Origin of the sequence: Streptomyces sp. NPDC097107 (genome assembly GCF_044762405.1) — a bacterium.
Lineage (GTDB): Bacteria > Actinomycetota > Actinomycetes > Streptomycetales > Streptomycetaceae > Streptomyces > Streptomyces thinghirensis.
The window spans coordinates 58,949-71,224 of the sequence record NZ_JBIWEF010000022.1; the positions used below are offsets into that span (position 1 = coordinate 58,949).

A 12,276-nucleotide genomic window follows, 5' to 3' on the forward strand; every position below is an offset into this window, starting at 1 on the left:
AGAACGGTGCAACGTACAGTCCCTCCCCAGTAAGAACCGCGGCAAGGACGCATGCACGCGGCAGCTCGCGTGACGACGGTTGGTCCCCACCTCCGCGTCGTCTCACGCGATGATCAGATGGGACAGTAGCAGCGCCTACCGACAGCGAACGAGGCTCCGTGTACGTGGGACAGGGCACCGGTCGGCCATCCCGCTTGGAGTTCCGCACCGGCCGTCCTGCTGTCACTCAGTACTGGCTTGGGACCTCGGCGTGCGGCCGCCTCGCCCTTCCTGGTGACCGCGTCACCTCGCACGGGCGGGCGCTGTGGCACCGGATTATCACGCCGTGATAGTTGCCTGCCGCAGCAGATCCAGGAATCCCTCGCTGCTGGACTCGTGGAGAAACGATCCGACTCCAGAGTCGGATTGCTGCACAGCACTGGCCCCTTCAGCCGCCGACGGCTCGCAGGTGACGTCCGGCCTGGCCGCGGTCCTCGAAAAGGGCTGGGGAGAGCCGGTAGTGCTTGACGCTGCCCACGCTGCCGGTCACTTCCAGCCAGCCGGCCTCAAGCAGTTCCTTGCGGGTGCGGGAGAGCACCGGCGGTGTCATCCCCGCGGTGGCGGCCAACGTGCTTGCCTTGATCATCACCGTGCCGTCGGGACGCTGCTCTGAGGATGCGTAGAGCATGACGACGATGCGCTGGTTCGGGCTGAGGACGCGCCCGGTCTTCTTCAGCAGGTACTGCACGTCTGCCGCGTCGTGAATCCTCATCAGGCCTCGCCCTTCTTCCCACGCCGACGGACACGGGGCTCGCGCACCCTGGTCTCCGGAGGGTTCCAGTCCTTCACGGCTTCGCGGTGCGCGAAGCCGGTACCGATGAATGCAAGGTAAGGCGTGCACCGGTAGAAGGTGGTCCGCCCGAGCCCGCCCGCCTCCACAAGCAGCCGAGCCTGCTTGAGAACTTTCACTGCTCTGGACAGAGCATCCGCGCTCATGCCCAGCTCCTCAGCGATGGCAGAGCCCGTACGCATGACGGCCTCTTCGCTCGTCTCCGTGGCGAACCAATACCAGACGAGGACGCGAAACTCCCGGTCGGTCAGGCCCGAGGCAGCCGAGGCGAGTTCCCGCCCCTTGCGGATGCCCACGTTGATGTGAGCTCCGTCGAACGCGTAGTTGGCGCGGTGTACCTCCTCGAACTCTCCTGTGTCCTGATCGACCAGGGCGAGGATCTTTCGCGCCTGCTCTGTCATGTGAGGGCCGTCCCTGCAAGTCGGTATGGGGTCGGCAAACGATCAGGCTCGGGGAAACGGATCACTTGCCAGGAAGAGCATTACCACATTGCTAAGCGATCCCGCTGCACAGTCGGATCGGCGTGCGATGTGCGCAGGGATCCAGAGTTTGCACATAGCTAACTGATCCGATTCTGGCATCGGATCAATCCGATCCTGGAGTCGGGTTGATCCGACTCCAGGATCGGGTAACCCGACTCCAGGATCGGGTATGCCGATCCTGGAGTCGGATCGACTGGAGCGTTTTCGCAGGTCAGAGGCCTCTTCGGGGTTACGCTCTCTTTATGCATGAAAGTGCCCAAGGTTCCGTTCTCTTGGGCAGTCCCTGCGGGCCGGCGCAAGCGCCGGTCCTCGGGCGTGTTGCCTACGGGCCATCACTGAGGCGCGGGTTGACGGGGGCTCAGCCGACATAGCAGCAACAAGGCGTGGCTGGTCGGGTCTGTGGCTGAGGTGACACACGCGCGCCTGTGCGGATGGCGCACCCACCGTCGTGGCGGGCTGGCTTGTGGCTGAGGAGGTGCACGCGGCTTTGGGCTGGGCCACTCGACAACAACCGGTACCTGGTGTGGGAGGACCCGGAGCCTTCCGCACTGGCGACACTTTCGGTCGGCTCTCTCTGCGGGTCAGTCCTGACCAGTCAGTGAGCTGCTGCGGACGTCGTGTCCGACTACTCACTCGGTCCATGTGCGGGGTGGATACTCGGCGCATGAGCACCCGTTACATCACCCTGGGGCTACTGGCTTCGGGACCGAGCCATGGCTACGACTTGAAGCGGCGCCACGATGAACGCTTCCCGCAGGCCAGGCCTCTGGCGTACGGGCAGGTCTACATGACCCTGCAGCGCCTGGTCCCGGACGGCCTCGTGGAGGTCGAGGGCACCCTGTCGGACGGTGGCCCGGAGCGGACGGCGTACCGCGTGACCGAGGAGGGCGTGCGCGAACTGGCCCGCTGGGCCGAAGAGGTCGTCGCGCCCGCTCCCTTTGTGACGAACGAGCTCTTCGCCAAGGTCGTCGTCGGACTCCTCACCGGCGGTGATGCTGACGCCTATCTGCTGGCCCAGCGCGCGGCCCACCTGCTGCGGGTACGGGAACTTATGACACTCAGGGAGACTTCGGCTTCGGATCTGACGACCGTGCTCTCGGCCGACTACGCCCTCAACCATCTCGACGCCGACCTTTGTTGGATGACCGCCACGGCGGCCCAGCTCACCCCTTTGGGCATGGAGGTCGGTGCGACATGACGAGCCGCGCCCCGAGCGGGGCCCGCTGCTTGCGGCCACCTGGCCGGCTGAAGGCGCAGGGCAGGTGGGAAAGAGCGACGGATCCTGCGCGTCAGGCGCCAACTCGCGAAGAGGACCGGGCTTGTGCGTAGCACAACGAAACCAGTCATCTTCAGTGGGTGACGGAAAACGTCAGTTACCGACCGTTCATATATAACTCACCTGTAGTACATGTGAGTTGAAACGATGGTCTGACGGGTGCAGGGACGCTTTCGCGCCACCCGAGAAACGAACGCGCGTTCCCGCCAAACGGCGTATGGCTAACATGATCGCCGTGCCGGGCGGATCTGACCAATCCGCTCTTATGCACAGCGACCAGTGACCGGGGGACACTGTCGACATGGGGGGATTTGTCATGCCGTGTGCCGACTGTTTTGCGCACGCCGACCTCACTTCGCGTGCTCCTTCGAGAGCTGGGCGTATCGGCTTCTGCCGTGGGGGCAGAGGCTACGACCATCATCTGGAGGGGAACACATGCGCAAGCACAGGAACCAGGTTCGCGCTGGTTTGATCGCTGCTGTCACCGCTGCGGCGCTGACTGGCACCGTGACTGTCGCGAGTGCGGATGACACTGCGCCGGTGAGCGAGGACGCGCACACCTTCAACCCGGCCGAGGAGGGGCTGTTCGAACTGCAGGCTCCCTCCGACACTGACGGCGGGATTCAGACCCGGAACTTCACCAGCAGTCTGTCGGGCTGGGCGCCGGGCTCGAACGAGTCGCGTCACTGGGCGGACAACGACTACACCGAGGTCCAGTTCACCGGCTGCACCATGGCCGGCGCCGCCGGGAAGTCCGTGGGGGTGAAGCTGTGGCAGGCCATACCCTTCGCCCAGGACAAGGACATGGGCACGAAGACGTTCACGAACTGCTTCAAGGGTTCGGGCTACACCTCGAAGGGCGAGTGGAACGCGCACTACAACGGCGGTGACAACCGGTACTTCACCATCGCCCACCTCAACGGGTCGCAGTACACCCGCGCCGTGGTCAGTGTGAAGAAGGTCTACGTGGACACCACCAAGGCCGACTGAGCGTCTACATCAGTGCCACGTCGTTGAGGCCGGGAGGCACCGCGCGGTGCCTCCCGGCCCGTCCCTGTTTGTGAGAACGGTGTCCTCAGTTGAACCTTCGAGCCCGTCTGCGTACCAGCCCAGCGGTGTGGACCGCGCCCGTCTGGGCCGGGATCGTCCTCTTCTACTTCTTTCACGCACTCCACCTGGAAGACCCGTACGAAGAGGTCATCGCCGGCCCGTTGTGGGCACCCCAGCAGGTTGAGCAGTCCCTCTTCTACTTCTACGCCTTCGCGTACGCCATCACCTGCGGGCTGGCGGTCTGGGAAGGCGGGCGACTCAAACGTGACGGTGTGTGGGGCCTGGCTCCGGGGCGCTCCCGGTACCGGGTCGCCGCCCACACCCTCGCTCCGGTGGTCGGGGCCGGCTGGCTCGTTCTCGTCCTGCCGGTCGTGATGCGTCTGGTCGAGACCCGGCTCATGCCCACACCGCAGGCACTCATGCCGCTGCTGATGGGCATGGGACTCGTGGTGGCGTGGGCGGTGCTCGGCTGCGCCCTGGGCCACCTGACTCCCCGGTTGATCTCCGCGCCGCTGTCCGCTGTCTTCGTGTACTACCTGATCACGAAGACCGGGCAGGTGGACCCCGTATGGCTGCGCCACGTGTCCGGTGCCTCCGACACCTCACTGGACTTCGGTGAGCAGTACCGGCCGTTGACGCTTCTCGTCCCGTTCCTGTTCACTGCGGCCGTGGCTGCGGCTGTGGCCGTATGGTGGCTGCCTGCTTCACGCGCCGCACGGCGGGGGGCCGGTGCCGGGGCGGCTGTCGCAGCGGTAGTGGTCATGGTTCTCTGCGCCAACACTGCCTCGGGGTGGGGCTACGGGGACGGTCCGGTGAGTGCCGGCCACGCTGCCGCCCGGTGCGCAGGTGCTGCGCCACGGGTGTGCATCGCCGAGGCCGGCGGTGCCGAGGACCGCTTGCATCAGGTACGGAGCGAAATCGTCCGTTCCCTCGGGACGCTCCGTCAGGCCGGAGTGCAGGTGACGGTGCCGAAGACGGTTTCCGACAGCCTGCTCACCGGTCGCCACAAGAAGCCGTCGACTCGGTCGGCGTGGTGGTTGCCGCTGTCGCAGCAGGCGGGGAAGAACGGCCCCGGCATGGTCGGGGTGCGCTACGGGGTTCTCCTCACCGCTGTGGAGTTCCCCTGCGCATTTCCTTCGTCCATCCAGCCCGGTCAGTCGGTGGACTGGATCGTCAATCACGACGCCGCGATGCTGTGGGCTGCCACGCTCATCGATGCGGAGGAACCGTATCTGGGCTGGCGTCGTGGTGAGTACGGCGGCTCGTTCCAGAACCCCCGCGACGTGCTGGCGAAGGTCCGGGAGCGAGCCGACAACGCGGCCCGGCTCGCGCCGGAGCAGCAGAGCGTGTGGTTCCAGGAGGAACAGCAGAAGGCCTGCAGCCTCGTGCAGGAGGCCACCGCGTGACACTCTGGTTCAAGGCCCGCCGGGTCCAGGCCGCCCTTGGCCCGGCGCTGGTCGCGTTCGCGGTGCTGGTCGTGGTGGCGCACGACCAGTACGTTCAGCTGCCGAGCCTCCTCACCGCCCGCGGCAACCGCGTTTTCCTCATGCAGTTGGTGCCGCTGGTCGTCACCTCCGCGCTCGCCTACAGCCTCGCCCAGGCAGTCGCCGAGATCGAGGCCGTAGCCCAGCGCAAGGTACGCCGCCTGGACGCTGCGCTGATCACGGCCGTCGTGGTGGCGGCCCTCGCGGCCGGCCTTCTCACCGGGGGAATCAGCGGATCGCCGGAGGCGTCCATGGCGGGCCGGAACGTCCTGTTCCTCACCGGTCTCATGCTGGTCGCCCGCACCTGCAACGAGCAGGCCGCCACTGCCGTGCCGGTGGGCTGGGTGCTCGCCGTGATGTTCATCGGATACCGCGACTTCAACCGGCCCTGGCCGTGGGCCGTCACCCTCCACCCCACGGACTACCTCCCCACATACGGGTTCTGCCTGCTCGTGTTCGCCGCCGGACTCATCGCCCACGTCCGCTTCCGCCACCTCTGAAAGGGTTCGTCATGTCCATCAGTTTCGAGTCCTGCTCCTTCGGCTACGGACGCGCCGGCACGCCGATCCTCACCGACCTGACCTATGCCGTCCCCATGGGCTTCACCGTCCTCCTCGGCCCCAACGGGGCCGGAAAGTCCACCCTTCTCAAACTCGCCAGCGGCTTGCACCAGCCCCACTCGGGGACCGTGCGCATGGGCGACCTGACCTCACGCGAGTCCGCCTACCTCAAGCAGGTGGCCTGGATGCCGCAGACCATCATCCCGATGACCGGTCTGACCGCACGCGAGCAGGTCGCCTACACGGGCTGGCTGAAGGGCATGAAGAAGCCCGAAGCCTGGGACGCCGCACTCGCCGCCCTGGACCGGGTCAACATGGCCGACCGAGCCGACGTCAAGACCAAGAAACTCTCCGGCGGCCAGCTCCGCCGCGTCGGCGTCGCCTCCGCCCTGGTTCACGGCGCCCGCGTCCTCCTCCTGGACGAACCGACCGCCGGCATGGACCCCACCCAGCGCCGCGTCTTCCGCGACCTGATCACCGGCCTCGCCACAGACGAGGTGCGCGTACTCATGTCCACGCACGACGTCGCCGACCTCGCGGAGGAAGCCGATCAGGTCACCGTTCTGCAGCAGGGACGCATCACCTTCACCGGTGCCACGCAGGCCTTCCTCGCCCACGCCTCCCAAGACACACCCGCAGCACGCCGCGCCGAAGCCGCCTACACCACCGTCTCCGCCCTCGCCCCAGCTCAGGAGTCCTGGTAGACGTGCGAACGATAGTCGCCGACCGCCTGTCGAGCGGTCCCGTCGCCGCAATCCTGGCCCTGGCCGGAGTTGCCGCCGGCGTCCTGGTCGGCCACGGCGGCCTCGACACGGTGGTCGGCTGCGGAATGCCCAGCGACAGCCACCCCTCCCGGACGGCGGCGGACTGGATCACCAACGCCGATCACGTCGTCGTGGCCACACCGACAGCCGAACAGGACACCAACCGGCGCAACTTCGCCAAGGGCGCCATCCAGTACCAGACCGACCGAGCGGTGACGTTCCGCACGGACAAGCTCCTCTGGTCTTCCCCACGCCCTCGCCAGCAGATCGGGAAGGACTTCGACATGGTGAGTGCCGGCTGGAACGTCTACCGCTACAACGGCAAGCGCACCAAGAGAACGACCGCGGCAGCTCCCCGCCTGGAACCCGGCCACACCTACCTCCTCGCCCTTCGATGGACCTCCGGCCAGTGGGCAGTACTGGGAGAAGGCGCCGCCGTTGCCTTCGACCACCACACCGTCGGACAAGGAGAATGGTGCGGACGCGCCCTGAGCAAGGATGACGTTGCCCGCGGTGAGCGCTTCTCCCGCAAAGACGATCACAGCCTCGAGAAAGCGGTACACGGTCAGGACGAACAGGCCGTCATCCGAGAACTCGAACGGGCCAACACCGAATCGCGGGCGAGAGAACGCTGATGGGCGGGGACGGCGACGTCCCCAAGGCACACGGGCCCCCAGCTGCCCCCGGCAGTCTGAGTTCTGCGGCATCTGAGGGACCAGCTGGGGCAGGTGGCTCGGGCGGACGCGGCGGCTTCCTGGGCGTCCGCGCCGCTACGACGCCCAATTCCACCGGCCCCGTCCAGGCAGTTCATGCCATTCCCGACTCCCTCGGTCACTCGTCGAGGATTTCCGTAGCGAATTCACGGATGACGCTTTGAGACCCGAAGGGCCCGAGAAGCCGTGGGACCCGCCGAAGGTGTACTGGCTAGCCCGCTCGCCGAAGATCACGGGGCGGCCATATTGGCCGATCTGAGTGCTGTTGCTGTTCAGGACTCCGCATCCTTCACTGCTCATACCATGACCATATGAGTGATGATGTGATCGAGGCCTGGGATCGTATTGAGTCCTGGCTGAGACTCCACCCGCCCGTTTTCCCAGCGCCTCCCGGCGCCTCCGTCGAGCTGATTGCCGAGGTGGAGGCCGATCTCGGGTTCCGCCTCCCCGGCGATCTGCGCACGCTGTGGCTGCGGTGCGGCGGGCCTGTCGGGCCATTGATACCCGAAGGCGAGGTGCTGCTCGGAGTGCGCCAGGCCTTAGACGCTTACGACCTGCTGAATCACCCGGGTGTCTGGGAGACGACATGGGTCCCGTTCACGGCCGACGAACCCGACGACCCGTTCACCGGGACGTTCATCGACGCCGCGACGGGGTTGACCGGGTCATGGGACAGACAGGACTACTCGCACCTCTACGAGGAGGGCAGTACCTTGACCGACTACCTCACCGAGGTGGCTGACGAACTTCGGATCATCCACTGACGGTGGCAAGACACCCCGCCCGTTGAGCAGTCGATCCTGCAACGGGCGGGGTGTCTGCTATCCGGTCTCCGAACGCGGTCGTGTCAGCGGCGAGGCGGGCTGAGCTTCACCGCAGACTGGCTTCGATCAGGGAAGCCGTTGGCCCAGTCGTCGCAGATAACCTTCTCCGCGGACCAGTTGCATCCGGCGGCGTTCAGGCCCGTCCAGATGTAGTAGCCGTCGGCGTCCAGCAGTCGATTCGCCGAAGAGAACTGACTGAACAGGCGCATTGCCCCCGAATTGACCTCCAGCGACATCGACGACCGGCCGCACTTGACCTTCGACCAGTCGGGTTCCGGGTAATTGCCGTCGTCACGCAAGTGAAGCGTGCCGTCAGGGCTGAGGCCCTCGTAGGTCAGTACACACTCCTCACCGTTACTGACCAGGTACGGGTTGGCGTTGCCGTCCGGCGTCTTGGGCATACCACCGGACTCGTAGGTGGAGTTGAAGGTGTACTCGTCGCACGAAGGCTTGTCCTTCGGCTCGGGCTTGCTGGGCTTGGGCGTCAGCAGGTAGTCGAACAACGCGGTCTTGTCGTGCGCGACCCAGCCCGTCGGACCGGAACGGCCGCAGACCACCGCGCGGTTTTCCCTGTTGTGACGGTCGAAGCGGTTGCGCTGCGGCTGTCCCTTCTTGGTCATCGGCAGGTAGTGCAGCGGATGACTGGAGTCATGGCCTTCATGCCCCGGCAGCTTGTTCGCCATCAACGTGGCATGCACGGCCGCGGCCGGATACGTGGCCGGATCGATGACCCAGCCGGGGTTGAAGGCGGGAAAGACGCATCCCGGCGGCATGTTGTTGATCATCGCCGCGTCGCAGCGTGCCGAGAACGTCCCGTTCTCGAATTTGACGGCCTGTTTCCTGACGCCATCGAGGCTGGTATCGATCTCCATGTAGAAGTTGATCGGGAAGGAGCGCTGCCGGTCGCGGTCATGTGAACCCGCGTTGTCGAGGTCGTCGAGGGAGGTGTCCCATGTCATTACCGCGGTGCCGGTCTGCTGGTGCGGGTCGGTGGCGTACGAGCCGTTCCAGGTCATAGGCCCGTCCCAGTCGTGTTCGGGTGCGCTGGCGCACCCGAAGTCACAGGAGGGGTCGAACTTGACCTTGATGCTGCCCTTGACCGGAGGTTCAGAGGGCAACAGCGGCTGCGGGGTCCACCTTGTCCAGAACCTGATGTCCTTGGACTTGGCGTCGGTCAGTACCTGTGCCTCGATATTGAAGACAGCCACGCCCTTGAGCTGGGGCGGCTTGTTGTTCGATATCTCGAAGGCACGGTAGACGTACTGGTAGCCCAGGCAGGCTTGGGTGCGGGTGAAGCTGCCGTCTGCCGACAGGCCCGTCCTTGAGCAATACGGGACGATCGGCGCGGGCGTCACCTCGGCCCGAGCACCGTCGCTGGGCGCGTTGCCGGGCTCGGGTGCCTTGGAGCCAGGCTTGCGAACTTCCCGTAGCTTGACCGTCGAGCAGATCCGAGTTGTGCCGGACTCCTCGCACTGCTCCTTCGCGTTGCCACCAGCGACCCTTCCAGCAGCGGTCTTGCCGCCGGCGGCACGGGCGATGTCCAGGACGGTGCCCTCGGGGCTCCAGTCGGGGATGCTCTGATATTCCTCCACCTGCCGCCAGGTGCCGTCGCTCTTCTTCGGCTTGGGCAGGGCGATGTCGATGACATGGTTCGTCCGGCGTGGGTCGGTGCCCGCCCTGAATCCGAAGGCACGGACTGCACCAACGTTGTCGGCACGGTCGACGGTGGCCGCCTCGACGTAGTGAGAGCCCGTGGAGGCAGGAGTGACCTCGAACGATGCGCTGCTGGTGCTGTCGGTCGGGGTCGACTGCCAGGTTTCCGCACGCAGGGCGGGAGACCGCAGTGCGTTCTCGGAGTCGTCCAGCGCGTCGTCGGAGAGGTCGGCGATACCGTCCACCCGGTAGCGGACCTCGCGAGCACCGTCATCGCCCGTTTGGACGTCGAACTGACCCGGGGTGCCCGCTCCGCCACCCCACTGCCCTTCGGGATAGGTGGTCGAGGACATGGCTGGTGCGCCCGGCGCTGTGGTGTCCACGACGAACTGACGCCATGGTGACCAGTTCAGGTTGTAGTGGCTGCCGTCGTAGGAGTTGGTGCGGAACTTGTATGTCTTGCCATCGACCAGCTGCCCAGCGGGCGCCTTCACAGAAGCCCACGCATCGGGGGCGACGTAGTCGGAGACGATCAGCCCCTCCCCGGCGGGGGTGGTGATGGGCCTGTTCGTAGCGGCGTCGTAGACCTGGAAGGTGCCGTTGATCTGATCGCCGTCGGCGTCAGTGAACTTGTCCCGCAGGGTAGGCGTCGTGGTGTTGACCGCCCATACACCCGCGTAAGACTTGAAGGGCGCGCCGGCCTGCTGCGCGGTGCCGTCACCCGGTCGGAAGTTGTAGGTGACCGTGAGCCTCGGCTGGTTGGCCGCGTTGTTGGCCGAGTTGACGCGCTTCCACTCATGGAGGTCGGACTCGCTGGAGGCACGAAGCCCCATACCGGCATGGCCCCACTGCTTGCCCGCCCAGTACTGGGCCAGCGTGGTCACATCGGCGGTGATCCACCCGTCGGTGGCCGTGCAGCCCGGGTTGCCGCGCGTCGCGGTGGAGGTCGCGTACTTCGCGTCCATGACGGGCTGGTTCGTCCACCGGCTCGAGGTGCTGGCATTGCTCGCCGTCCACACCTCCCACGGCTGGGCGGCGCAGTCGGTGTTGCCCGAGTGGAAGTTCCACAGGGACAGGGTCGCCTTGGACACCAGTGCGTCCGCGATCGGTGCCGTGTTCCAGGTGATGAAGGAACGGGCCGTGCGGTAGGTGCCGTCGCCGTTCTTGGTGCCGGGGTTGCCGAGGTCGAGCTCGGTGTCGCCGGACCAGTCGACCGTCTCGCCGCGCTGGACGTAGGTGTCGAACAGGTTCCCCAGGGCCGAGGTCGACGGGTCGACCGTCACCGGGTACTGGGTTTGCGGGTCGGCGAGGAAGCCGGCATCGGGGGTGACCACGAGGTCCACGGCGCCGGGGCCCTTGTTGACGACCTTCATTCCGACGCGGGCCCGGTTCTCGTGCTTCCCGGACCGCTGGTCGACGGAGGCGTCCCACATGACGGGGGCGGGCATCGTCGCCCGGGTCTCGCCCGTCTTGGCGTCGGTGAAGGAGACCGACCCGTCCTCGTTGGCCTTCGCGATCAGGCCCTTCGCCTTGACCGGCAGCGTGTACGAGTAGGCGTCGGCGCTCGGCTTCTGCGCGATCTCGACGTACTGCTCGAAGCCGGTACGGGTCGCCTCGACGATCACATCCGCGCCGGGCACGGCATCGCTGTACCGGGCGGTCGTGCCGTCGAGCTCCGGCTTCGGCAGGCCGCCCTTCCACTGCAGGGTCACCGCCTGCTCTCCGCTGCCGAGCGTGACCAGGTCCTTCGGAGCAGCCTTCTGTGCGGCGCTCAGCGAAGCCGGGGCCTTGCCGGTCTTCCCGACCAGGCGCAGCCCCTCGGGATGGTTCTTCGCCCGTACCGCGCCGTCCGCGCCCGCGGTCAGGGTGACGTCGACCTTGTGCCACTTCCCGTCACGCCACACCCGCTCGGGGCCGGTCGTGAGTTCGGTGGTCAGCGTGCCGTCGGGGTTGGCGACGGTGTAGGTGGTGGCCGTCGTCTCGTCAGCGACCACCACCTCCTTCCCGGTCTTCTTCGCCTGGGTGATCGCCCATGCCTTCGAGCCCTTCGCGTGCGCGGCTGCCCACGCGATGTCCGACTTGAGGATCTCGTCCTTCGACGGCTGGATGCTCCTGCGAGCGTCGGGCTCCGCAGCGGGTGCCGCGCCGGCAGGCAGCGAGGCCCCGGCCACGAGCGCGGTCTCGGCGACCAGGAGCAGCGCGACCCCGGTCGCGAAGCGTGCCCTGCGCCGTGGCGCTTGTTGTCTGTATGGAGACACGAAAGCGCATGTCCTTCCCTGTAGGAAAATGCGACGCGTGTACGAATGACGTCACGAGCGCAGGACATTAGGCACAAGTGAGGCCTGCGGAAAGGCAGTTATCGGCCCCGGCTGACCGGCCTCCAGCCGGGTGGCGGGCTGAGCCGGGACTTCGCCCTGAAACGCGATAGTGATCACACCGGCTGTCTCGTGCAGTGGACGGAGTGTCGGCCGCCGGCCTTCGCGTCGGAGCTGCGCGGCACCTCATCACCGCGACACGTACCGCGGCCCAAACTGGTGCGGGCTAGCTGTTCTGTCCCGGGAGGTTGTGGACGGGTGAGCCAGATCTCGGCTGAGGGATCTTGAACAGGTGAGGGCCTTCCGGTTCGGTGTGGATTGTGACG

The 12,276-nt window shown here is 66.4% G+C and carries 10 protein-coding genes; 7 read left to right on the plus strand and 3 right to left on the minus strand.

The window, feature by feature from the left end:
* Window positions 1-427: 427 nt before the first annotated feature.
* The gene (locus ACIQ1J_RS33875) at window positions 428-751 is read right to left on the minus strand and encodes a replication initiation protein, RepL2 (protein WP_337307951.1); all 324 of its coding nucleotides are present in this window, start codon (window positions 749-751) and stop codon (window positions 428-430) included.
* The gene (locus tag ACIQ1J_RS33880) at window positions 751-1,230 is read right to left on the minus strand and encodes a helix-turn-helix domain-containing protein (protein ID WP_337307950.1); all 480 of its coding nucleotides are present in this window, start codon (window positions 1,228-1,230) and stop codon (window positions 751-753) included. Before ACIQ1J_RS33880 ends, ACIQ1J_RS33875 begins: the two co-directional genes overlap by 1 nt.
* 745 nt (window positions 1,231-1,975) lie before the next feature.
* Here ACIQ1J_RS33880 and ACIQ1J_RS33885 point away from each other — a divergent pair.
* The 7 genes from ACIQ1J_RS33885 to ACIQ1J_RS33915 all read left to right on the plus strand — a co-directional run bounded on the left by ACIQ1J_RS33885 (window position 1,976) and on the right by ACIQ1J_RS33915 (window position 7,922).
* A complete protein-coding gene (locus ACIQ1J_RS33885; protein ID WP_403562994.1) occupies window positions 1,976-2,509 on the plus strand; it encodes a PadR family transcriptional regulator in 534 nt (177 codons plus the stop codon).
* 618 nt (window positions 2,510-3,127) lie between these two features.
* Window positions 3,128-3,577 carry a hypothetical protein gene (locus tag ACIQ1J_RS33890; RefSeq protein WP_403562996.1) on the plus strand — a complete coding sequence of 150 codons (450 nt, stop codon included), beginning with the start codon at window positions 3,128-3,130 and terminating at the stop codon, window positions 3,575-3,577.
* 125 nt (window positions 3,578-3,702) lie between these two features.
* Entirely contained in the window at window positions 3,703-5,043 is a 1,341-nt protein-coding gene (locus ACIQ1J_RS33895) for a hypothetical protein (RefSeq protein ID WP_403562998.1), read from the plus strand.
* Window positions 5,040-5,621, plus strand: coding sequence for a hypothetical protein (locus ACIQ1J_RS33900; protein ID WP_403563000.1), 582 nt, complete (start codon window positions 5,040-5,042; stop codon window positions 5,619-5,621). Before ACIQ1J_RS33895 ends, ACIQ1J_RS33900 begins: the two co-directional genes overlap by 4 nt.
* 11 nt (window positions 5,622-5,632) lie before the next feature.
* Entirely contained in the window at window positions 5,633-6,385 is a 753-nt protein-coding gene (locus tag ACIQ1J_RS33905) for an ABC transporter ATP-binding protein (protein WP_403563002.1), read from the plus strand.
* 2 nt (window positions 6,386-6,387) lie between these two features.
* Window positions 6,388-7,080, plus strand: a complete 693-nt coding sequence (locus ACIQ1J_RS33910) for a hypothetical protein (protein WP_403563004.1) — start codon at window positions 6,388-6,390, stop codon at window positions 7,078-7,080.
* A 389-nt stretch (window positions 7,081-7,469) separates the two neighbouring features.
* Window positions 7,470-7,922 (plus strand): SMI1/KNR4 family protein, encoded by a 453-nt coding sequence (locus ACIQ1J_RS33915; protein ID WP_403563006.1) that lies wholly within the window; start codon window positions 7,470-7,472, stop codon window positions 7,920-7,922.
* An 83-nt stretch (window positions 7,923-8,005) separates the two neighbouring features.
* Here ACIQ1J_RS33915 and ACIQ1J_RS33920 read toward each other — a convergent pair whose 3' ends face one another.
* The gene (locus tag ACIQ1J_RS33920; RefSeq protein ID WP_403563008.1) at window positions 8,006-11,893 is read right to left on the minus strand and encodes a DNRLRE domain-containing protein; all 3,888 of its coding nucleotides are present in this window, start codon (window positions 11,891-11,893) and stop codon (window positions 8,006-8,008) included.
* Between the last annotated feature and the right edge of the window lie 383 nt (window positions 11,894-12,276).